Genomic DNA, 23,003 nt, shown 5'->3' with positions numbered 1-23,003 from the left:
AAAGAGGCAACTTGAAAGATAACGGGTATAGTTATCAAAGACCATTAATTCTGTTCAACATCTAGATCCGTTATTCACTCACTGCCTGTAACTTGCTCTCCCCACTAAATCACAAGTGATTATAGTGGGGGGCTGCTAAGTTCGCTTCGCTCTCAATTAGCATTCAAAGGGGAGAATTTCGTAAACTTTGTTAAAAATTTGTAATGCTAAATTTACCATTAATATCTGATCAAATTAATTAACGCTGCAAAACGCCTGACTTATTTCCGACTTTTTAGACAACAGTGCAGTTAATTCAGCAATACGCATGACAACACTTACAGCTTGTTCCATTCCTTCCAACGAAACAAATTCATGTTTACCATGATAATTATACCCTCCCATAAATATATTCGGACAGGGTAAACCACGGAATGACAATTGTGCGCCATTAGTACCACCACGAACAGGTTTAATAACGGGTTCAATATTACAATCCAGCATTGCCTGCTTGGCAATTTCAATAACATGCGGATATTTGATAACCTCATCGTGCATATTGTAATAATTGTCATCGATAGTCAGTTCGATATAACAACCAGGATGCAACCCCTCACCGGCTTTTTCCGCAATTTTAATCATCTTCTTTTTACGTTCTTCGAAGTTATTCCGATCAAAATCACGAATGATATAGTGCATTTCAGCACACTCAACCGTGCCTTTAATACGTTGCAAATGATAGAAGCCTTCATATCCATCGGTACGTTCCGGTGTTTCTTCCGATGGCAATGCCTGATGGATATGGATCGCCAGCGATAAAGCATTAATCATCACATTTTTAGCATTACCAGGGTGAACATTATTACCAACAATCTTAACGGTTACTACCGCTGCATTGAAGTTTTCAAATGCCAATTCACCTACACCACCGCCATCTACGGTGTATGCCCACTCAGCATCAAATGAATTAATATCAAAATAGTGCGCCCCCTTACCTATCTCCTCATCAGGCGTAAACGCAATCCGAATATCACCATGTAAGATATTGCTATTTTTCAGACGAACCATTGCAGTCATGATTTCTGCAATACCCGCTTTATCATCGGCGCCAAGCAGTGTTTTACCATCAGTAGTAATCAGTGTTTTCCCCAACATGTTATGCAAGATAGGAAACATAACCGGCGATAACACTTCATTACCCGCTCCCAGAGCAATCTCACCACCTCGATAATTTTCCAACATTTGTGGACTTACATTTTTTCCAGAGAAATCAGGTGAAGTATCAAGGTGAGCAATAAAACCGATAGCAGGTACAGGCCAAGATGTATTGGCTGGTAATGTTGCCATAACACAACCATGAGCATCCTGTATCACATTGGAAAAACCTAATTCGATCAGCTCCTGTTTCAGCACGTTAGCAAGTTCGAGCTGTCCATGACTACTGGGAATAGTCTTCGCTGACGGCTTTGACTGAGTATCAAAAGATATGTATTTAAAAAAACGTTCTAGTAATCTGTCCATTATTCTCTTCCCCCAGGGATTTCGTTACCCATTATGAGGAAGAGAAACACAATAATTATTGCGTCAAATCAGCTTTAAATTCTTTAATACTATCAATTAACCTTCTGGCATACTCATCTACTATCTGACTGGCTGGTCCATAATGCTTTTCATCAAATAAACTTTCTACCTGACTTGGTTCTAAGTTCAACTCTACCGTATGCGCCCCTGCCAGTTTAGCTTCATGCACAAATCCAGCCGCAGGATAAACATGACCAGAGGTGCCGATAGCGATAAAAATATCTGCCTGAGCCAGTGCCGAGTAGATCTGTTCCATCTCCAAAGGCATTTCACCAAACCAAACAACATGTGGACGCAATGGCGAAGGGAACTGACAACAATGACAACGCTCATCTGTCGTCAAATCGTCTGTCCACTCAAACACTTGCCCAGATTGGCAACAACGGATTTTGAACAACTCACCATGCATATGCACCGTGCGATAGCTGCCCGCCCGCTCATGAAGATTATCGATATTCTGGGTAATCAACAAAAAATGATCGCCAAGCTCGTGCTCCAGCGCAGCTAAAGCATAATGCGCTGCGTTCGGTTTTATTTCTGATTGCTTAAGTTGATGACGCCGAGCATTATAAAATGCCTGCACCAATTCTGGATCTTTCTGAAAACCTTCGGGTGTAGCAACGTCTTCCACCCTATGCTCTTCCCACAGCCCATCAGAGGAGCGGAAAGTCCGAATACCCGATTCAGCCGAAATGCCGGCCCCCGTCAATACCACGATGTAAGGTTTTTTCATATTAAGCGCCAATCGATTATCTCTATAAAAAATCCGGCTACGAAACCTCTGCTGCCTCAAACGCTTAACCTTACGAAGCCGACCAAGCCGACTAAGCCGACGACGAACTCGCATACTGATTTCCTTAATAAGATTTCTTAAATGCTGCTTAGGTTTCTGTTTTTTACACCATAACGTTTTGATTAGCTCATGCCAATAATAGATTAATTATTTCCCACTTAAAATTCGTGCCGGATCAAGTCTACTTGCCCGCCTTGCCGGATACCAACTTGCCAATAAACTCAGAATCAAAGCCGTCGCCAGAACATACAGAACATCCATGCCATGCAACTCAGATGGCAGGAAATCAATGAAGTAAACATCACCAGAAAGAAATTGATGCCCGATCAACTTTTCCAACCCATGAATTAGCGCTGTCAGATTGAGTGATGCCAACACGCCAGTTATAACACCGGCAATACTGCCCGTCATACCCGTCAGTAATCCATACCAGAGAAAAACTGCTCTAATTTGCCTATCTTTAGCGCCGAGGGTTCGCAGGATAGCAATATCGCTACTTTTATCTTTTACCGCCATAATCAAGGTAGACACGATATTAAAACACGCCACGCCAATTACCAAAATCATCGCTAGATACATAATGCTACGTACCATCTGAATATCATGATACATATAGCCATAATTTCTCATCCAACTGCTGATATAGACATACTCCTGTGATGCTTCCCCGGCAGACCTTACCCGTTGATCAGCGGCAAACACATCATCGACCTTAATCGCAATGCCCGTGATCCCCTGCCCATAATCCAAATATTGTTGAGCATCAGCCAAAGGAATCAGAGCCAGACTATGATCAAGTAAACCGCTCAATTGAAAAATCCCGCTAACCTGTAAACGAATCCGTTTTGGTTGCAACAGTTTCATTTCGGGATCATTGTTCGGGATCATAACAGTCAGCCAGTCACCCTGCTTAACCTTCAAGGCATTAGCCACTCCCTGCCCCAAAATGACCTGTTGATGACCAGCCTGAAAATTTTGCCAAGCATTATCTTGTACAAATTGTGGTAATGAGCTGACCTGAGCCTCAGTGGCTAAATCAACCCCTTTCACCTGAACCGCATGCAAGCTAGCGCCCTTTTCCATCAATCCAGTGAAAGTAATATAAGGTGAAGCAGCAGCCACGCCGGTGGTGTTTTTTACCCGTTCCAACGCAGGATGCCACTGTTCAAAAGGCTGATGGACCGTATAAATTTCACCATGAGGAACAACAGAAAGGATGCGGTTTCTCAATTCTCGTTCAAAACCATTCATGGCGCTCAAGCCAATAATGAGAACAGCGACACCAAGCATAATCCCTAGCGTAGAGATCACAGAGATCAGAGAGACCATACCGCCACGGCGGCGCCCACGACTAAATCGCAAGGCAGTGACCAAAGAGAGAGGCAAATTCGCCATTACAACGCCCCCGTCAGGGTCAATTCATCCTGTAAATAACCATCACGCATCTCCACCTGACGGTTTAATCTGCTGGCGAGATTCAAATCATGGGTGACGACCAGAAATGCCGTGCCTTGCTGCCGGTTAAGTTCACCCAGTAATGCAAAGATGCTATCTGCATTACGTAAATCGAGGTTACCGGTAGGTTCATCCGCTAAAACTAAAGAAGGCTCATTAACCAACGCTCTGGCAATTGCCACACGCTGGCGTTCACCTCCTGATAATTCTGATGGGCGGTGATGAGCGCGCTTCTCCAAACCAACAGCCGCCAGCATTTCTAATGCTTTCTTCTGTGCCTGACTGCGATTTTTACCGCCAATTAACAGCGGCATAGCGACATTCTCTATCGCATTAAAATCCGGCAACAGATGGTGAAATTGATAAATAAAGCCCAATTCATGATTGCGCAGTTCTGCTCTGGCTCCCGAGGACATTTTATTCAAAGAGCGCCCTTTAAACAGGACTTCACCAGAAGTCGGTGTATCCAACCCGCCAAGCAAATGCAGAAGCGTACTCTTACCTGAGCCGGAACTTCCCACAATCGCCATCATTTCGCTCTGATTGACAGCAAAAGTGACATTTTTCAACACTTCGGTCAGTACTTGCCCTTCCTGATATTTTTTACACAGATGATTACACAACAATAGTGGTTGATTATTCATAACGCAAAGCCTCAGCAGGTTGGATGGCCGCAGCACGCCAGGAAGGATATAACGTAGACAATAGAGCAATCGCCATCGCTGAAATTGCGATTGTAGCAACCTGTAGCGGCTCAATAGCAACAGGCAGTTCAACGCCGGAGGTCAACAGACCAATAAGCGGCATTAAGTTATTAAGCTGACTGGAAAGCAAAACACCAAGCCCAGTTCCCAATAAAGTGCCGACGATCCCAGCTCCCGCTCCCTGGATCATAAAAATCGCCATCACCTGACGACGTACCAGTCCCTGTGTTTGCAAAATCGCCACTTCTCCCTGTTTTTCCATTACCAATAAACCAAGCGAAGTAATGATATTAAATGCTGCCACAGCAATAATCAGGCTTAACAATAAGCCCATCATGTTTTTTTCCATCCTTACCGCTTGGAAAAACTCACCTTTACGTTCGCGCCAATCTTTCCACAACAACCCTTCAGGCAGGGTTTGTAAACTCAAACTATCTACAGCCAATGGCTCTGAAAGATAGAGACGCCAGCCAGTAATGTGACCTGGCGGATAACGCATCAGACGGGCAGCATCTTGCTGATTAACCAGAATCTGTGTGCCATCGACTTCGCTATTAGATGTAAAAGTACCAATAACAGTAAATAGACGCTGACTAGGAATACGCCCCATTGGCGTCAACTGACTTGCGCCTGGCACCATCAGGCGAATGCGATCACCGCGTTTTACGCCAAGCTCCCCGGCCAGTCTTTCGCCCAAAATAACATTGTAGCTACCGGGTGCAAGCTGATGACGATCAGCGCCGATCAAATATTCAGTCAGCGGTTCATATTCATCAAAAGTGATGCCCAACATCACACCGACCCCCACATTCCGGGCGCTTTGCAATACCACATCCCCCATCACCAATGGTGTAATCCTGTTAATCTGCTTTAAATCCGCAAGTTCACTGGCAGGATGCGATGTTGGGTCTAACGAACCGTTTACCGACGTCACAATCGCCTGTGGCATCAAACCAAGAATACTGGTTTCCAATGAACGCTCAAAACCGTTCATCACAGACAACACGGTAATCAATGCAGCAACACCGAGAGTAATACCAATTGCTGATAGCCATGAAACAAACCGACCAAATTTGTCAGCCGCCCGGCCACGCATATACCGTAAACCTATAAATAATGAGACAGATTGAAACATGAAATCTGTTACGCCCCTGTTGCCAAAGCAAAGTGTTCGGGGATAATAAAGGGTAGTTATATTTTATGGAACCACCAACACCCAGATTCTGTGGTTTTTTTATTTTCTCTCAACCAGCCTGCGTGTTTACTCGAAGACCATATATGCATCGAAAGCCCGTTGGGAATGGACTGAATCATAGAGAACACATTTACGCTTATGTCCTCAAAATATCGTTATGAACTTCCTGAACGCCGCGGTGATAACCGTCAATTAGGTCGACTTATTGGCGCCGCTTGCGCTGTAGAGTGTGCTGAAATTATCGAACGCCATCAAGGACCTGTCGTACTGATAACCAAAGACATGCAAAACGCCCTGCGTCTGCATGATGAAATTCATCAGTTTACCGACTGCCCTGTTGATCTTCTTTCCGATTGGGAAACACTGCCGTATGACAGCTTCTCTCCCCATCAGGAAATCATTTCCAGCCGTCTGTCTACACTTTACCGTCTGCCGACGATGACCAAAGGTGTTTTAATCCTGCCGATAAATACCTTAATGCAACGGGTTTGCCCTCATGAGTACCTTAACGGACACGCGCTGGTTATGCATAAAGGTCAGAGACTCTCACGGAATAAACTTCGTGCTGAATTAGAACAGGCCGGCTATCGTAGTGTCGAACAAGTTCTTGAACATGGCGAATTTGCTACTCGCGGCGCACTACTTGATCTTTTTCCAATGGGAAGTGAGCATCCCTATCGTATTGATTTCTTCGATGATGAAATCGACAGCTTACGCATTTTCGATGTTGACAGCCAACGGACGCTGACTGAAGTTAAGCAAATCAACCTACTGCCTGCACATGAATTCCCAACAGATAAAGAGACGATTGAACTGTTTCGCAGCCAGTGGCGAGAACGTTTTGAAGTCCGTCGTGACAGTGAGCACATTTATCAGCAAGTCAGTAAAGGTACGTTACCGGCAGGAATAGAATACTGGCAACCGTTGTTTTTCAACCAACCCCTGCCTGCATTATTTGATTACCTACCTGATAACACCCTGATTCTCAGCCAAGAAATCAATAATGCCGCTGAACGTTTCTGGCAAGATATTCAACAGCGCTTCGAAAGCCGTAAAATTGATCCAATGCGACCTCTCTTACCCCCAGAAGAGCTTTGGCTTCCGGCGGATAATTTATTCTCAGCGCTAAAAAACTGGCCCCGCATTCAACTTAAAGCGGAGGAATTGAGCAAAAAAGCGAATCACGTAAATCTTGATTATCAGCTACTGCCTGATCTCTCCGTTGTTGCGCAAAATAAGGCGCCGCTGGATAAGCTTCGTCGTTTCCTTGAACAATTCAATGGCCGCGTTATTTTCTCTGTTGAGAGCGAAGGACGCAAAGAGGCGTTGCAAGAATTATTGTCACGAATAAAGATTAAACCCAATAAAATCAGCAAATTGTATCAAGCACAACAGCCAGGTCACTTTTTGATGATTGGTGCCGCTGAACATGGTTTTATCGATATAAAGAGTGAATTGGCTTTAATCTGTGAAAGCGATATGCTTGGCGAGCGTGTTGTTCGCCGCCGTCAAGACACCCGCCGCACGATTAATACCGATACCCTGATCCGTAACCTTGCAGAATTACGTCCCAGTCAGCCAGTGGTCCATTTGGAGCATGGCGTTGGCCGCTACCAGGGATTAACCACGCTGGAAGCAGGTGGTATCAAAGCTGAATATCTGATCCTAAGTTACTCTGGTGACGATAAACTCTATGTTCCGGTATCTTCCCTGCATCTCATCAGCCGCTACGCAGGTGGTGCTGATGAAAATGCCCCATTACACAAATTGGGCGGAGAAGCATGGAACAAAGCCCGCCAGAAAGCAGCCGAAAAAGTACGCGATGTGGCCGCGGAACTACTTGATATTTATGCTCACCGCGCCGTAAAACCAGGATTTGCTTTTAAACATGATTGGGAACAATATCAATTGTTCTGTCAGAGCTTTCCATTTGAAACAACCCCAGATCAGGAACAAGCGATTAACGCAGTTCTGAATGATATGTGTCAACCAGTAGCAATGGATCGCTTAATTTGTGGTGATGTCGGATTTGGCAAAACCGAAGTTGCAATGCGCTCCGCATTTTTGGCAGTCCATAATGACAAGCAGGTGGCGGTACTGGTTCCGACAACCCTACTGGCTCAGCAACACTTTGATAACTTCCGCGATCGCTTTGCTAACTGGCCTGTACGTATTGAGATGATATCCCGCTTTCGCAGCGCCAAGGAACAACAGCAAGTCGTTGAAATGGCAGCCGAAGGTAAAGTTGATATTATTATTGGCACGCATAAATTGCTACAAAGCGACCTGCGCTGGAAAGACCTTGGTTTATTAATTGTCGATGAAGAGCACCGGTTCGGTGTTCGTCACAAAGAGCAGATCAAAGCCATGCGTGCCGACGTCGATATTCTGACCCTCACCGCAACCCCAATTCCCCGAACGCTCAATATGGCAATGAGTAGTATGCGGGATCTCTCAATTATTTCGACCCCTCCCGCTCGTCGTCTGGCAGTCAAAACCTTCGTGCGCGAGTATGACAGTCTGGTGGTGCGAGAAGCCATATTGCGTGAAGTTTTGCGCGGTGGTCAAGTTTACTACCTCTATAATGACGTTGAAAATATTGAGAAAGCGAAACTGCGTCTCGAAGAATTAGTACCAGAGGCACGGTTCGCAATTGGTCACGGGCAGATGCGTGAACGGGATTTAGAACGAGTGATGACTGATTTCCATCATCAACGATTTAACGTTTTGATTTGCACCACAATTATTGAGACAGGCATCGACATTCCAAGCGCCAATACCATCATTATTGAACGTGCTGACCATTTTGGCCTGGCCCAATTGCATCAATTGCGTGGACGTGTCGGACGTTCTCATCATCAGGCTTATGCTTACCTGCTGACACCACATCCGAAAGCAATGACAACCGACGCACACAAACGTCTGGAAGCCATCGCTTCCCTTGAAGATTTAGGCGCCGGTTTTGCACTGGCAACTCACGACCTTGAAATCCGTGGAGCCGGCGAACTCCTGGGTGAAGAACAGAGTGGTCAAATGACAACCATCGGCTTCACTCTCTACATGGAAATGTTGGAAAGCGCTGTCGATGCACTAAAAGCAGGCCGTAAACCTTCACTTGAAGACTTGACCAATAGCCAAACTGACGTTGAATTGCGGATGCCTATTTTGTTGCCCGATGATTATATTCCTGATGTCAATATGCGTTTATCTTTTTATAAACGTATTGCCAGCGCCAAAGATGAATCAGAATTAGCCGAGTTGAAGGTTGAATTGATAGATCGGTTTGGTACATTACCTAATCCGGGGCGTCATTTATTACAATCAGCAGCCATTCGCTTGTCAGCTCAAAAATTAGGTATTAAACGAATAGAAGCCCACGAAAAAGGGGGATTCATCGAGTTTAGTGAAAAAAATAAAGTTGATCCAACCTATCTTATCGGCCTGTTACAGAAACAACCTGAAATTTACCGATTAGATGGCCCCGCTAAACTGAAATTCATCACTGACCTGAACGAAAGAATGGCACGCCTGGAATTCATTCAGCAATTACTTGATACTTTTGAACATCACCAAATCTGTTCTTAAGCTATTTTCACTTCCCCATGACTGATTGTCAGTCTATGGGGAAGTATCGTGATTTAATTCACACTGTACAGCTATCTGTTTCTTCCACGTAGCTCTGTCAAAATCAAGACCAATCTTCATCTACGCTATTGAATAATTATGCTGCAATTCACTCATCAATATTTATTCTGAAATAACAATCATATTGTAATATTCATATGGAATAAGGATCATTAATCCAATTGGATTAATGGCAAACTTAGTTTTCGGAAAACAATAACTAAAGATGGTCATGGTTGTAATAATAATCTTTATTATCAATCTCATGCAGTAATTTATTTTTTTACTTTAATGATTTTTTCTTTCATTGAAGTTATAATTTTTTCTTATGCAATAACCAGATTGTATAATTTTTACAAATATATTAATAAGTAAAGGAAAAAACCTTACCCATCTTATTTAAGATGAATTTCAGGAAAAATTGCCAATATGAAATTGTCGGCAGCCAAATTTCACCTGCACTAATTTAATTTTAAGGATATTTAATTTCAGTGATCGTACCAGTTGCTTAATTTTTTTAATAGCCTTTAAAAACAGTACCTTAATGTAACAATCAATCAAATATATTGATTAATTATATAAATCACATTCAAACATATTGTTTATTACCAAATAAATTATTATATATTCTTAAATATTATATCAACTTTTAATTGCATTATCTTACACTTCGCCTATACCAATTAGTAAAACCGCTGTTTATCTATTTCTAAAGAAATCAAAGAATGGATATTTACAATAAGTATGAGAAACCATAATTATGCAAAGTGTCACCGATAATAATATTACATCCGAGAATGTTTCCTTTCACAATATTTCTATGCAGATTCTGCGCGAATTATTGCAATATCGTAGACGCCTTACTGATCCAGGGAGAGACTCTGCTAAAGAAGAAGAGATTATTAAATCTGTACAATTACCTAGAATTGAATACTTTATCAGGAATAAAAAGCCTATCGAATTCATTTTACCGGCATTCCCAACTAAGTCACCTAACATAAATAAAGTACTTGGTACTGCTCCAGATATGGCAGAACGTTTATCTTTGATTTTTCTTAATTCTCTTTGCCAACGTATTCAACTTTATTATCCTCCTGGCGCCCGCATTATTATTTGCTCCGATGGTCATGTTTTTGGTGATCTCATTCATGTCAGTGATAATGTTATCAGCCAATATCATGAAGATATTAAACAATTACTTCATGAAGTGGGTGCTATCAACTTAAGTACATTTAACCTTAATGACGATAAAGAACTCTGTGAACATAGTGACAACTTCAATTTACAGCGACAGATGTTAGTCAAACATTATGCCCGCTCGGAAGAATCTATCAAAGATGAATTGTTACAAAATAGTGATGGATTACAATTATATCGTGCAGTCACCCGTTTCTTGTATGAAGACAGCTTATTACCCGGCTATACCGGATCAAACAATGCCCTACAAAAAGATGCCAAACAAAGGGCTGTTGGTGTTATTCAACGAAGTTGGGCGTGGGGAAGTTTATTAGATACCCATTTTCCAAATGCCATACGTTTATCTATTCATCCTCAGCCAGCAAATAGTATTAAATTTGGTATTCATATGATGCCGACCCGGGATGATTGGTTAACCCCTTGGCACGGTGTTGCAGCCAATGTAAATGGACAATTCATACTTATGAAACATAAAGAAGTCCAGATGATGGGTGGAAAACTAGTCGATATTCATGGAAAACCTAGTCACTATGTGATTTAAAGAGAAATTATAATTTAAAGGAAAATAACGATGACAGCATTAAATAACTTTCAGACAGAAGAGATAACCCCTTTTGGTTTAGAAATTACGCCTCAACATTCCGAACAACATATTGATACATTATCAGTGGAACAACTGAAAGAATTGGCTAGAAAACATCATCTACTTATATTACGTGGCTTCAAATCTGACTTATCTGATCACAAAGAATATGAAGAATATGCCCGAAATTGGGGAGAAATAATGATGTGGCCGTTTGGTGCTATTTTGGATGTTCGCGAACACCAAGGTGCTACCGATCACGTTTTTGACAACAGCTATATGCCGTTGCACTGGGATGGCATGTATAAACCGACAATTCCCGAATTTATTATGTTCCACTGTGCCCACGCACCCGAAAGCGACCAAGGGGGCAGAACAACCTTTGTCAATACTCGTCGTGTTGTTGCCAATGCTACTCAACAGCAATTAGAACAATGGAAAAATATATCTATTACTTATCGCATTAATAAAGTCACTCATTATGGTGGAGAAGTTCACTCCCCTTTACTGGAAGAACACCCGGACGGAAACGGATACGTTATCAGGTATAATGAGCCAGCAATAGATGGAGAAAAATTCCTGAATAAACATGCTATTGAATACCATAATATCAACTCAGATCAAGTAGAGAAATTTCAGCAAGATTTTATCAAAACACTATATGATAAACGCCATTTATATGCTCATGCATGGAAAAAAGGCGATCTGGTGATTGTGGATAACTTCTCTCTATTACATGGACGTGAAGGATTTACTTCCAAATCAGAACGACATTTACAGAGAATCCATATTCAATCTAACCCAGTATTTAATAATCAAGCATTAAGATCATAGTATTCTTATACAACGAAGAACCCGAAAGATTATTTGGCTCCCATTGTAATTTATTGGGAGCCAAATGATCTATCTTTACAAAAAATTGTACTTATTAATCTAATCCGACAAATTCTTATATTTATACCCGTCATCTTTCAAGTTGCCTCTTTGTTAGCTGCACTCACTCACCCCGGTCACATAGTTATCTATGCTCCCGGGGATTTGCTCCCTTGCCGTCGCGATGCATCTTGAAATCCATTGGGTATAGTTAACTTCACCAATATACCAGCATTCAGAATAATAAGGCTTTCCCTCGTCATCTTCACTTATTCTAAGAACACCTGGCTCTGAAAATTCATCAGGTAATCGTAAGTTCCATTCTTTGCATAAACTCCGCTCACTTAATAAAGTTATTTTACCAAACCGACCATATCCATTACGCGTATGTTCATTGAAATATTTCTCAGATGTGAATATACATAATTCACTTGAAAACATATCAGGCAATACAATGGAGCAAGTAATTCTTATATTATTTTCATTGTCTGGCTTCGCCTTATAAATGTTATAGGCTGCATCTATCAAATCTTGAGCACAAATAGATTGAATATTTTTGTTAGTCTGTTTTCCTTGTACCAGTGCTGAATGCACCGGAATTTTGACATTCCAATAACCGTAAGAATAATCATTTTCAGTGATAATAGGAAAATAGGTTTTATATGACTCGGACCATATTTTCAATGAGCGTAGTCTACGTGGTATACCACGCAGTTTTTTATTGCTCAACGCTATTCTACGCATAGACATTTATAATTCCCTTCCTTTAGCAGCATCAATTTTGGTCTGGTTTCCCGTACCATCTAAGTTTAAGGCAGCCCTAAATTTCCCTTTGTTATCAAAAATATCAAGATGGTTTTTATGTTGACCATCAAGGTATGATTGATCACTTTTCCAATATTTTTATTGGCTTTGTAAACACTCTGCACATATTTGGCTGGTTTTTTGTGTACTATTCCCTATTTGAGCACCAAAACCTGGTTGAATAAGAAATTCATTCATATTCCCTACAGCCCTCTGATTCGGTTGATACGGTTATCAGCCCATTCCCACTCTTCTGTTGGTGTGAACGAATCCAGCCCCTGTATTCTGGCTTTTTCCTGAATTTCGCTCATCCGGGCACTGTAATCACCCTGTAATGCCCGCAGCTCTTTGGCAACCGCGACACATTGGTCAGCCCCTGAGCAAGTTGCTATCCGCTCCTGAACCTGGTCATATTCCTGCCGATATTTATCCCGACTGTCGTATGGCAACTGCTATCTCCCTGACAGTTGACCAGTTCTTCGCTCCTTGAACGATTCTGGTCAACGCTTAAATGGTTATTCTCGACAAAAATCTTGGTCAGAAGGCCAGAATTCTTACTTGCTAAGGATCAGAAGGGGGGAATTTCTCTTTGCTTTCTTTTAGGTTAGCTAAAATCCAAGCTCCAATACCTAAAGGTATCCCTCCTGAAATCCCCACTTTAACAGCGTATATAACATCATTAAGACTAAAGTCTATTTCGCCAAATTGATAATACGCAATCACACCGACGACAAATCTTATAAGTAAGGTTGTAATAAATAACGATGCAATAGTGGATAGAGTCAGGAAAAACAATAAATATGGAAAAACAATTGTAGATTTCATTTCTTTCTCCAGTTTTTATTTAACTTATCTTCTATTGTACTGCCCGCAACTTCAGAGCTTATTGCACCAGAACCCGCACCAATGACTTCAGCAACAGTTCCTGATACTACAGGTTTAAATTTATCAGTAACTACTTTACTGGTCTTTGCACCTATTACGTTACCAATACCTGCACCAATTGCAGGGAGCAGAGGATCTTTCCCTTGCAATTTAGCACCTGCATACGCACCAGTAATACTAGCCACTTCTGTAAACCAAAAGCCTTTGCCCTGAGTTACCGCCCCCGTTCCAGTAGCTATCAGTGCATCAGTAATGTTCACTGGACCATTTGTCAGTTGATTACTGATATTAGCTGTTCCACTGATTATACCTCCAGCAAAAATACTTCCTACAGTTGCTCCTGATGGCAGCAACAATGGTGCCGCTACCGTGGACATTCCTGCACCCCAAGCGACCAACAATCCTCTTGCCGGATCTTGCCCTTCCGGGTGATCACCTTTGGCATGTTTTGACAATGCCGCCGAAATCTCTTGAAAGGATTGACCTTTATTTGACATAGCGGTAGCCAGACTTGATGCTGATCGACCGTAATCTGCCATCCCTTTTGGTAAACTCAGCGCATTATTCTCAATAACAAGCTGTACCCAGACTTGCGATTATATTGGCCGGAATTAAGTAGCTAAGGATCTGAAGAAGATTTTCTTTTGCGAATTTCTTCTATCTTCGCCAATACCCAAATTCCAATTCCAACAGGCAAACCTGCACCAACTCCTACTCTCGCAGTGTAAATAAAATCATTCCAATGATAATTAAAATAACCATTTTCAAAATAATAAAATGCAGGTACAGCTAACCCTGCAATAAAGGCCAAAAGAAAAATAAACGATGTCCAGTAAGCTGTAAGTAGGATAAAAGCTTTTAATCCTATTCGTTTATTTTCCATTTTTAGCTCCATTTTCTTTTATCTGGTTTTCAATACCAGTGCCTATTACTGTACCTACAACAGTACCTCCGATAGCCCCACCTATTTCTGACGCTACAGGACTGATAACGACAGGAGCCAGTTTATCTGTAATTATTTTTCCACCTTTAGCACCTGCTACAGTACCAACAGCCGCACCTATAACAGCTCCAGTTGCATCTTCACCTTTAAGCTTGCTACCTAGCCAAGCTCCACCAATATTTACCCCTTCTGTATATATCAAACCTTTACCTTGGGTTAATGCTCCCACTCCGGCAGCTATAAGCGTGTCAGTATAGCTGTAATTCTCGTTTGGTTTCATAGTGATAAGCTGTTTTCCGGTGTCAGATATTGCACCAAGTAAAGCTCCACCCACTACGGCTGCGGTCCCAGCAACAGGCGCAACTATAGTCCCTCCCACAGCAGAAGCACCTGCACCCCAAGCGACTAACAATCCTCTTGCCGGATCTTGCCCTTCCGGGTGATCACCTTTGGCATGTTTTGACAATGCCGCCGAAATCTCTTGAGGAGATTTACCTTCATTTAACATCGCAGCAGCCAGACTGGATGCTGACCGACCGTAATCTGCCATGCCTTTGGGTAAACTTAGGGCATTATTATCCGCAACAACTTTCTCTGTCGTGAAGTCTGATAGCGAACCTAGTTTTTTATAACTGACCTGAGCCGTTGACCCCGAAACGCACTTTTCGACCAGGGACAAATTTTTAACTATGTCAGGTCCATTCAAAAGAACCGTCTTCTAATACCCAAACAGCACCTCCTGGACAGATTTCATCAAAAAACCAAATACCGTCCTCCATCTCAGCTTCTGTTTTGGGAAATACCTGGCGGAAAAGTTCTAACTGTTCGTCCACAGTACTTTCAAGAAATTTACCATGTTTTGCTAATCTAATTCGTCCTTCTTCCATAAGGCGCCCCAACAATCTCAGAAAAAGGAGATGCCTAGAAGAAAAATCATCCGAAAAATCCTCTGTTGACCACCATAAAGCTTGTAGATTACGTCCTTCTAAAGCTTCACAAAGGCCCAAATAGTCCTCTTCATTTAACATAAATCACCTAAATTTAATTTCGATACCCGTTTTGTACTTAGTAGCAACATCGCCTAACTGACCATTATCTTTTACATCTATTGTCCATCTAGCTCCGGTTTGTGCTTCTGACGTTGATACATTTCGTAAAGTAACGGTAGTACCATCACCCAATTTCGCAGTATAAATCCCAGACCTAACCTGTTTGAGTGGAGTATCTCCTGCTAATTGTTGAGCATAGTTATGAATTTGTTTATCTGTAAGCTTTTGGCTCTCGAAAATTTTTGTTGTGCCATATCGACTAGCTCCTTCACCTTGACGGATCGTCTGACCATCAATGACTAGATCTTGTGATGGATGATTCTTATCGTATACTTTAGTCAGCTCGTTGAATCGATCCTGTTGCTGATGCTTGACCAATTCCTCATTTCTAGCTCTCTGTTCATTTTCAGGTTCCCAGCCTCCTGGAGTTCCTGCTCCTGAACCACCAAGTTCGGCTTTCTCTGAATCTGTCAGATCCTTTGATATATTAGGTTGGTTTTCACCATCCACATAATCTGAAGAACATACCCGTCCAAATGAACACTCTGTAGCTTTATCTAGCGTTTCTCCTATCTCCTTTAACTTTTTGTCCAAAGCTGAAGCTATCGTCTGATTGGCTTCGTTCACGGCTTCACCCGTGTTTGAACCCGCTATCGGTGGCGGTGGCATGGGTACAGCTAGGGCATTATTGTCCACCGCATTCTTCCCGGCCTGGGCCCCGGTAACGGCGCTGCCGGTGGAGTTACCGGCAATCCCGCCTGCCAGCCCGGCTGCCAGGGTGGAAAGGGTGCTGACAGTTTGTTTCTGCTCCTCGGTTAACTCACTGACTTTTGCCTTATCGCCGTAAAGTTGCTTAATCAATACCTGAGCCGCCAGTTCACCGGAAGCGGCGCCGGCTGCTCCCGACAGGGCATTGTTGCCACTGACTTCCGCCGCCACGGCGCCCAAAATCGCATGGGCCAGCGTATTGGTGGCGATATCCACCTGATGGGTTTGTGGGTCAGTCGTTAGATCTTTAATCACGCCGGCCAGATACGGTGAAGCACCGCCGGCCAGCGCCTGACCGAGATTATTTCCCGCCAGTCCTTGAATCGCTGCCGTGGCTGCCTGTAACGCTTTCTGGTATTTGCCGCCGGTCCCCAAGCCGGAGTCATTCAGCGCCTGCGTGTAAGCGGTGTCATAGATTTGTTGGTTGATATCCGCGGAAGTCGGGTGTTGATTGCCCCGGTTAACCAACTTTTCTCTGGCATCGGCTTTATCCTGTTCACTGATATGGTCCAGTTTTGCTTGCGCCGCTTTTGTGGCGATAATTTTCCCTTCCGTCCCGGCTATCTCGGTCATCTGGGCGCTGAGTTCGCCAATCAGTTGCGCCTGTTTCAGCCGTTGTTGCTCTTTCTCCTTATCAAATATCGGACTCAGGACATTGGCGGCGTTATCGGTATCGCGGCTTAAGTTCGCGGTATCCTGCGTCTGGTGCGCCTTATCCCGAATAATCAGATTGCCGTCACTGACCGCAGCGTGCGTGGTACTGCTATCATGGCCTTGGTTATGGGTCCCTGTCAGCGCATTAACCGCCAGATTATTCAGCACCTGACCGGCGGTTGGTTGACCAAGGCTGACGCCCGCACTCTGCTGCTCAACGCTAAAGTCCGCTTTATTTTGAATATCTTTAAAACCCAGTGTCCCGGTGTTGAGGGTGTTTTTGGCTTTGTCGGCTTGACTGGCTATCACTGCGCCGTCCAATTGGGTGTGGTCGCCGACATTAACCTGATAGCCGCCTTGACCAGCAAATAGCCCGGTCTGCTCCTGCACTGAATCGTAATTGCTGTGCAGTTTATTGCGGCTGGCATTGAGAGTCAGGGTGCCGTTGGTGAGGGGGCCTACGGTGGCACTGACGCCGGCGCTGGCATTCTGTTGTCGGCTGTCATAGCGCTGGCTGTCTTGTTCACTGCTCAATGACAGATGGCGTTTTACCTCGGCGGTAATTTGCTCACCCTTCACCTGCGCCCCTTTCAGGGTGGTATCCCGGCCACTGTTTAGCTCAACGGTCTGTCCCGCCTGTAACGTGGTGTTATTGTGGCTGACGCCGTTGCCGTTTTCACGGCCGTTACCCCGGCTGACATTGGCCGAGACGTTCAGACCAGTGCCTCCGGGTCCAGCGGTCAGGCCCACGCCCAGCGAGCTGCCGTGGCTGCTGTTTTTGCCGGTGGTCTGTTCGGTGTTCTGGCTGGACGAGAGCGTAATATCCCGACTGGCATTGAGTTTCAGGTCTTTACCTGCCTGTAACTGGCTGCCCTGAATACGGATATCGCCGTTCGGACCGGATGTCCCTTTATCGTCACCGTGCGCCGTTATCGTGAGGTTATCCCCGGCAGTGAGGTGGCTGCCCTGTTGGGTGGTCTGACGGGACTGCTGTTCTGAACGGGAAGACTGGCGACCGTAGGACAAGCTCACCCCGGCCAGGTTGTTATTGCTGCTGTCGCTGCCCTGAGCTTCCGCCAGTCGGGCGGCCTGAGTCGCTTGTACTCCGCTGAGGGCGGCTTTAGTGTTCTGTAACGCTTTCAGGCGGGGGTCGGCAGTCTGTTGCGCTTCATGGGCCGTTTGCACGGCGCTGTTGATAGCGCCTCCGGCGGCACCGCTCAGCGCTACCGTCAGGCCGCTCTGTTTTTGTTCGGTTTTTGTTGTGGTGTGATTGCGGTTTTCTGCACTGGTGACCGTGACCTGTTGACCGGTCAGCGTCAGGTCTTTACCGGCAATCACTTCACTGCCGTGAACCCGGAGTTGTTCTCCCGCGTTGAGCGTCACGTTGCCCTGACTGCTGCCGACCGTGCTGCCTTTGCTAAGCTGGCTGTCACTGTCGGTGGTGACTTTCTGACTGGCTTTGCCCAGAGTAAATCCAATCCCTCCGGTCCCCATCAGGCCCGATTTTTTCTCCTGCCGTAAATGGGTTTCACCGTGAGCTTCTGCGGCGGTGGCGACGGTAAGTTGATGACCGGCGTTCAGGCTGACATCCTGCGTGCCCGCGACATTACTGCCGCTGACCGTCAAGTCATGGCCGGCCTGTAGGTTGATTTTATCGCCGCTGAATGTAGTACTGAGCGCCTGCCGGTCATGCACTTCATCGTGGGTTTCCACCGACGACTTCGACAGCCAGCCTTTGCTGGTCTGTTTACTGTGCTCCACTAAGTCGGATGAGGCGGTACCGGTTGTCAATGTCAGGTTATTTCCGGCCTGCGCCGTCAATTGTTGACCGGCATTGACGTGAGCGGCGGTGGCGGTCAAATCCTGCCCGGCTTGCAGCGTCACATCACCGGCGCCGGTTATCTGGCTGCCGATATCCTGTTGTTGGGTCAGATGGCGATAGTTATCTTTCCCCCAGTCGCCCTGTTCTGTACGGTGCGTGCTTAGGGTATCCAGCGTCAGGTTATGGCCTGCGGTTATCTCGGTGCGACCGTCTTTACCGGCGTTCTTCACCTCACTGGCGGTTAATTGCACATTGTTGATGGCGCTCAGCGATAAGGTACCCTTATCGTTCTGCACATAAATCCCCGCCGGACGGTCCAGCCAGCGGTTAGCCTCATCCCCGCGCAACGTAGACGCGCTGGTGATATCGTGACCTGTCAAAGCTACCCGGTCATCCCCCTGAATCTGGCCGCCCCGGTTGGTGAGCGTCTGTTGGGCCGTCACATCCACTTTGCCGCCGCGAATAAAGCCGCTGTTGGTCAGATTGTTGGCGGTCAGTTGGGTGACGTCACGCCCGCTAATCGTGCCGCTGTTGGTAATATCGCCCTGATTGTTGAGGGCCACGGAATTACCGGCGAGTAGGGCGCCATCACTGCTCAGGTCGCCCTGACGGACGCGCGCATACACCTGCGGCACAGTAACTACCTCGGTAGTGCCGTCCGGCAAGGTCACGGTTTGGTTAGTCAGCCAGATAATATCCGAAGTCAGCAATGCCATCTGCGCCGGACTTAAGGCGACGCCCGGCGTTAACTGTTGCTGTTGGCCAAAGGCAATTCCGGCATCCATCAGCGCTTTAAACTGCGCTTCGTCGTTGTTGTAGCCGGGCAGATAGCGCCGGCCGGTCAGTTGGGTGATTTGGTCCCGCACCAGTCGCTGTTCATAGAACCCATCCCCCAGGCGTTTGTGAACCAGCGCCGGGTCATGGGTTAACTGTTGCCGCATGTAATCCGAGCCTAACCACTGTTTATACTGGGTAAATTTCGGGTCGGTTTCGACCAGATAGTGGCTGTCGCTGCCCGGCTGCACGGTATACAGGCTGTTATCCGGCAGGCGGGTATCTGGGGTGACCACGCGTATCACCGGATCGACTGTTTGTCCTTTCACCGTTTCTGGGGGCAAACTCAGTTCAAATGGCTGGCCGGGGGGCAAGACCAGCGGCTGGTCGTTTATCCCGCTCACCGGTTTGACCGCCGTGGGGGCCGCGTGTATCTGGCCGGTCTGTCGGTCCGTAATCGTGATATCGGTGTTCTGTGGCCGAGTATGGTCCTGCCAGGCCAGCGTTTTCAGGTCAATCGTTTCTACCACCGGCGCGGGGTTATAACTACTGCGACTTTTCCCCTGAGAAGTTTTGGTACCCCGTGCTCTGGGCTTAAGTCGTTTCTTTTTCGCATACCAACGAGTCTGGCGACCTTTATCGGTGGTGATACGTTCGCCCTGAGTGGCTATATTGTGCAGCTCGCCGATTTCGCCGTTCAGCTCGCCGCCGGCGACAATTTGGCTGTCGTGATTAGTGACTTTCGCACTGTTGAGCGTGATATTGCCGCCGGCCAGAATTTTACCGGGGTCACTCTGTTTAACCTGCGTTTCCTTCACGGTGCGGGTGTACTGATATTCGTAAAAGTCATTACTGCGACTGCCGTCCGGCATGATGGCATCGTGCACGCCGTATTTGTTGTGGCGGGAAGTGTCCACCTGCGACCAGTCATAGCGGGTGGTCTGGCCGCTCAATACCGCATCGTGATGTCGTGATTTTTCCGTTTCGACGACTTGGGTGACCAGACCGGCGTTGGTGTTGTGAATCTGCTCAGCCTGAATTTTCAGGTTTTTCCCGGCCTCAATTGTCGCCGCGTGGTTATTGAGCTCACGGGCCTGACCGGTGGCCGTCAGGTTGTTGTCCAACTGGCCGCCAATGCGCATATCGCCCACGCTGTAAATCTGGGCATGATGCTGGTTGTTAAGTGTTCCGGTGCCGATATCCAGTCGGTCCCGCGCGGCAATGACAGCGGCTTTGCCGTCCTGGGCGCTGTTATTCAGCGTGCCCGTCTGGAGGGCGAGCTGGTCGCCGTAAATGCGCCCGGTGCCGGTATTGTTCAGGATGTTGGCCGTGAGATGGGTCAGACCGCCGTCAATCAATCCGGTATTGTTCAGCGTATCGCGGACCTTGATTTGCGTTTGCCCGGCGCTGATTTCACCGGCGGCGCTGTTGGTGAGATTGTGTGCGCCAAGATGCAGCGCCCGACCGGCTTTTATCTGGCGGTCATTACGGAGATTGCCGGTGGTTTTCAGGGTCAGATTGCCATTGGCCGCGGTGTTGCCGGTATGGTGAAAATCCTCGGTTAAGGTGACCGCCATATCGCCCTGCGATAACAGTTGGCCGTCACCGCTGAGAGCTTCGGCGTTAATATCCACCTGTTTCCCGGCAATCAGGGTGCCTTGCCGGTTGTTAATCGCCAGATGCGGTTGCTGAGCCTCGCTGTTGATGGTGAGCTGTTTGCCTGCGGAGACCAGCCCCTGAGTATTATTCAAGGTCTGGCTGATATTCGCTTGCAGGCGGTTAGCCGCCCGTAAAGCGCCCTGGCGGTTGTCCGCCTGTTGGGCGTTGACCGTCAGGTTTTGCGCTTCCAGTCCTTTATCTGTCTGCGCCGTGTCGCGATTAATCAGGTGAGCGGTACTCAAGGTCAATTGCTGACCACCACGGATAAGGCCGCCGGTGTTATCGGTTTGGGTTTTGACATTGAGTGTGGTATCGCCCACCGCCTGCACCTGCCCGTGACGATTGTCGAGCTGGTGAGCATTCAGGGTTAACGTGTCCGTGGATAACAGTTTACCATCCCGGTTATCCAGCGCTGCCTGCTGGGTGTCAATAACCAACTGGCCGCCTTGCAGATGACCGTGGCGATTATCCAGCGGGCCGCTGGTGACGGTGGTTTTGCCCTCGCCGAGAATCTGGCCCTGCTGGTTATCCAGTAATTGCCCGTCGGTGTCCAGATTCAGAGCGTCTGCGGATTGTAAGGTACCCTCGCGGTTAGTGAGTTGCTGACTGTGAATGTCTAGCCCGCCATTCCCGGCTATCTGTCCCTGAGTATTGTTGAGCATGCTGCTGGTCAGCGTCGTTTTGCCGTCCGCGGCTATCATGCCGCCGGTGTTATCGATGTCGCCGGTACGCAGGGTTAACTGCCCGCCGCTTAACAACTGGCCCGCTTTTTGGTCGGCATTGCGGGTATTGGTGAATCCGTGGCCGTGGGTATCAACGGCCATCTCGCGGCCGGATTGGAACAGCCCCGCCGTGTTATCCAGTTCACCACTGTTTAAGGTCAGAGTGTCCTCGGCTATCACCTGTCCCGCGGTATTGATGAAGGGCTGGCCGGTGGTCTGGCTGTTGATATGCTGCGCCAGCAACACACCTTGCGTGTTATCCAGTGTCTGGCTGGTTGTAGTCAGTCGGGTTTTGGCTTCAAGATGACCATTGGCATTCTGAATGGCTTTGCCGACGGTCAGGGTGGCGCTGTCCCCAGCGGCAACAAGGCTCCCCCGGCGATTATCCAGTTGGGCCGCGCTGAGCCGGAGCGCGTTGCCCGCTTCCAGTCGGCCTGCCTGATTGTCCAGCGTGTCTTTGACCGTCAGTGTCAGCGAGCCTTTGTCGGCGGCTACGAGGTTGCCATGACGATTATCGACGGTCGTTGCCTTAAGGTTCAGGTTACCGTTACCGGCAAGGGTGCCGTTCTGGTTATTTAGGGTGTTTACCGTCAGAGACAGCGTATCTTTGCCGCGTTGTTGCATCACACCGCCTTGATGGTTCAGGGTGTCCGCATTGATAGTAATCTGCCCGGCTTGAGTTTCAGCCTGGTTGAGTTGCAGTTCCCCGGCTTGTATCGTCAGGGCGCCGTTGGTGAGCAGTTTGCCCTTATTGCCCAGCCAGCGTTGACTGTTGAGTGACAATTTCCCGTTACCCGCCAGTTGCACTGTGCCCTGAGTGTTATCTGCCTGATGCGCAGTGAGATGCAGGTCCTCGCCCTGACTGGCAATGTTGCCCTGATGGTTGTCAAGCTGGTCTGTGGTGAGGATCAACCGTTTCCCTTGATTGAACACTGTCCC

The 23,003-nt window shown here is 46.5% G+C and carries 15 protein-coding genes and 1 pseudogene; 3 read left to right on the top strand and 13 right to left on the bottom strand.

Features of this window, described 5'->3' with window-relative positions:
• Positions 1–234: 234 nt before the first annotated feature.
• The 5 genes from pepT to lolC form a co-directional block, all read right to left on the bottom strand.
• The gene (gene pepT / locus OO184_RS14090; protein WP_265379733.1) at positions 235–1,500 is read right to left on the bottom strand and encodes a peptidase T; all 1,266 of its coding nucleotides are present in this window, start codon (positions 1,498–1,500) and stop codon (positions 235–237) included.
• A gap of 55 nt (positions 1,501–1,555) precedes the next feature.
• Positions 1,556–2,407: a Sir2 family NAD+-dependent deacetylase gene (cobB, locus tag OO184_RS14085; RefSeq protein ID WP_265379732.1), complete on the bottom strand. Its 852-nt coding sequence runs from the start codon at positions 2,405–2,407 to the stop codon at positions 1,556–1,558.
• 93 nt (positions 2,408–2,500) lie between these two features.
• Positions 2,501–3,748: a lipoprotein-releasing ABC transporter permease subunit LolE gene (gene lolE / locus OO184_RS14080; protein ID WP_265379731.1), complete on the bottom strand. Its 1,248-nt coding sequence runs from the start codon at positions 3,746–3,748 to the stop codon at positions 2,501–2,503.
• A complete protein-coding gene (gene lolD, locus OO184_RS14075; protein WP_265379730.1) occupies positions 3,748–4,452 on the bottom strand; it encodes a lipoprotein-releasing ABC transporter ATP-binding protein LolD in 705 nt (234 codons plus the stop codon). Before lolD ends, lolE begins: the two co-directional genes overlap by 1 nt.
• The gene (lolC, locus tag OO184_RS14070) at positions 4,445–5,647 is read right to left on the bottom strand and encodes a lipoprotein-releasing ABC transporter permease subunit LolC (protein ID WP_265379729.1); all 1,203 of its coding nucleotides are present in this window, start codon (positions 5,645–5,647) and stop codon (positions 4,445–4,447) included. The genes lolD and lolC overlap by 8 nt, the downstream gene beginning before the upstream one ends.
• A gap of 198 nt (positions 5,648–5,845) precedes the next feature.
• On the opposite strand from lolC, the gene mfd reads away from it, so the two are divergent.
• The 3 genes from mfd to OO184_RS14055 all read left to right on the top strand — a co-directional run bounded on the left by mfd (position 5,846) and on the right by OO184_RS14055 (position 11,945).
• Positions 5,846–9,292, top strand: coding sequence for a transcription-repair coupling factor (mfd, locus tag OO184_RS14065; RefSeq protein WP_265379728.1), 3,447 nt, complete (start codon positions 5,846–5,848; stop codon positions 9,290–9,292).
• 799 nt (positions 9,293–10,091) lie between these two features.
• Complete coding sequence (gene pvcA, locus OO184_RS14060) at positions 10,092–11,069, top strand: L-tyrosine isonitrile synthase (RefSeq protein WP_283256306.1); 978 nt, start codon at positions 10,092–10,094, stop codon at positions 11,067–11,069.
• Between the two features lie 30 nt (positions 11,070–11,099).
• Complete coding sequence (locus OO184_RS14055; protein WP_265379727.1) at positions 11,100–11,945, top strand: TauD/TfdA dioxygenase family protein; 846 nt, start codon at positions 11,100–11,102, stop codon at positions 11,943–11,945.
• A gap of 153 nt (positions 11,946–12,098) precedes the next feature.
• Here the strand turns inward: OO184_RS14055 and OO184_RS14050 are convergent, their stop codons facing one another.
• The 8 genes and pseudogenes from OO184_RS14050 to OO184_RS14015 all read right to left on the bottom strand — a co-directional run.
• Positions 12,099–12,734 carry a DUF3916 domain-containing protein gene (locus OO184_RS14050; RefSeq protein ID WP_265379726.1) on the bottom strand — a complete coding sequence of 212 codons (636 nt, stop codon included), beginning with the start codon at positions 12,732–12,734 and terminating at the stop codon, positions 12,099–12,101.
• Positions 12,735–12,991: 257 nt separating this feature from the next.
• Complete coding sequence (locus OO184_RS14045; RefSeq protein ID WP_265379725.1) at positions 12,992–13,237, bottom strand: hypothetical protein; 246 nt, start codon at positions 13,235–13,237, stop codon at positions 12,992–12,994.
• A gap of 112 nt (positions 13,238–13,349) precedes the next feature.
• The gene (locus OO184_RS14040) at positions 13,350–13,613 is read right to left on the bottom strand and encodes a hypothetical protein (RefSeq protein ID WP_265379724.1); all 264 of its coding nucleotides are present in this window, start codon (positions 13,611–13,613) and stop codon (positions 13,350–13,352) included.
• Positions 13,610–14,170 carry a hypothetical protein gene (locus OO184_RS14035; protein WP_265379723.1) on the bottom strand — a complete coding sequence of 187 codons (561 nt, stop codon included), beginning with the start codon at positions 14,168–14,170 and terminating at the stop codon, positions 13,610–13,612. The genes OO184_RS14040 and OO184_RS14035 overlap by 4 nt, the downstream gene beginning before the upstream one ends.
• 122 nt (positions 14,171–14,292) lie before the next feature.
• Positions 14,293–14,556, bottom strand: coding sequence for a hypothetical protein (locus tag OO184_RS14030; RefSeq protein WP_011145468.1), 264 nt, complete (start codon positions 14,554–14,556; stop codon positions 14,293–14,295).
• Positions 14,546–15,295 (bottom strand): hypothetical protein, encoded by a 750-nt coding sequence (locus OO184_RS14025; RefSeq protein WP_265379722.1) that lies wholly within the window; start codon positions 15,293–15,295, stop codon positions 14,546–14,548. Before OO184_RS14025 ends, OO184_RS14030 begins: the two co-directional genes overlap by 11 nt.
• 13 nt (positions 15,296–15,308) lie before the next feature.
• Positions 15,309–15,644, bottom strand: a complete 336-nt coding sequence (locus OO184_RS14020) for a DUF596 domain-containing protein (RefSeq protein ID WP_015835146.1) — start codon at positions 15,642–15,644, stop codon at positions 15,309–15,311.
• A gap of 696 nt (positions 15,645–16,340) precedes the next feature.
• Positions 16,341–23,003, bottom strand: a pseudogene (locus tag OO184_RS14015) (hemagglutinin repeat-containing protein); the annotation flags it as partial.

The organism is Photorhabdus aballayi, from assembly GCF_026153155.1.
Classification (GTDB): domain Bacteria; phylum Pseudomonadota; class Gammaproteobacteria; order Enterobacterales; family Enterobacteriaceae; genus Photorhabdus; species Photorhabdus luminescens.
The sequence above is the reverse complement of the archived record's forward strand: the minus strand, read 5'-3'. Positions and strand labels throughout refer to the sequence as shown.

What these genes read in the sequence shown, in the direction of transcription:
- pepT (WP_265379733.1), bottom strand. Translation starts at nt 1,500, where the DNA reads ATGGACAGATTACTAGAACGTTTTTTTAAATACATATCTTTTGATACT.
- cobB (WP_265379732.1), bottom strand. Translation starts at nt 2,407, where the DNA reads ATGCGAGTTCGTCGTCGGCTTAGTCGGCTTGGTCGGCTTCGTAAGGTT.
- lolE (WP_265379731.1), bottom strand. Translation starts at nt 3,748, where the DNA reads ATGGCGAATTTGCCTCTCTCTTTGGTCACTGCCTTGCGATTTAGTCGT.
- lolD (WP_265379730.1), bottom strand. Translation starts at nt 4,452, where the DNA reads ATGAATAATCAACCACTATTGTTGTGTAATCATCTGTGTAAAAAATAT.
- lolC (WP_265379729.1), bottom strand. Translation starts at nt 5,647, where the DNA reads ATGTTTCAATCTGTCTCATTATTTATAGGTTTACGGTATATGCGTGGC.
- mfd (WP_265379728.1), top strand. Translation starts at nt 5,846, where the DNA reads ATGTCCTCAAAATATCGTTATGAACTTCCTGAACGCCGCGGTGATAAC.
- pvcA (WP_283256306.1), top strand. Translation starts at nt 10,092, where the DNA reads ATGCAAAGTGTCACCGATAATAATATTACATCCGAGAATGTTTCCTTT.
- OO184_RS14055 (WP_265379727.1), top strand. Translation starts at nt 11,100, where the DNA reads ATGACAGCATTAAATAACTTTCAGACAGAAGAGATAACCCCTTTTGGT.
- OO184_RS14050 (WP_265379726.1), bottom strand. Translation starts at nt 12,734, where the DNA reads ATGTCTATGCGTAGAATAGCGTTGAGCAATAAAAAACTGCGTGGTATA.
- OO184_RS14040 (WP_265379724.1), bottom strand. Translation starts at nt 13,613, where the DNA reads ATGAAATCTACAATTGTTTTTCCATATTTATTGTTTTTCCTGACTCTA.
- OO184_RS14035 (WP_265379723.1), bottom strand. Translation starts at nt 14,170, where the DNA reads ATGTCAAATAAAGGTCAATCCTTTCAAGAGATTTCGGCGGCATTGTCA.
- OO184_RS14030 (WP_011145468.1), bottom strand. Translation starts at nt 14,556, where the DNA reads ATGGAAAATAAACGAATAGGATTAAAAGCTTTTATCCTACTTACAGCT.
- OO184_RS14020 (WP_015835146.1), bottom strand. Translation starts at nt 15,644, where the DNA reads ATGTTAAATGAAGAGGACTATTTGGGCCTTTGTGAAGCTTTAGAAGGA.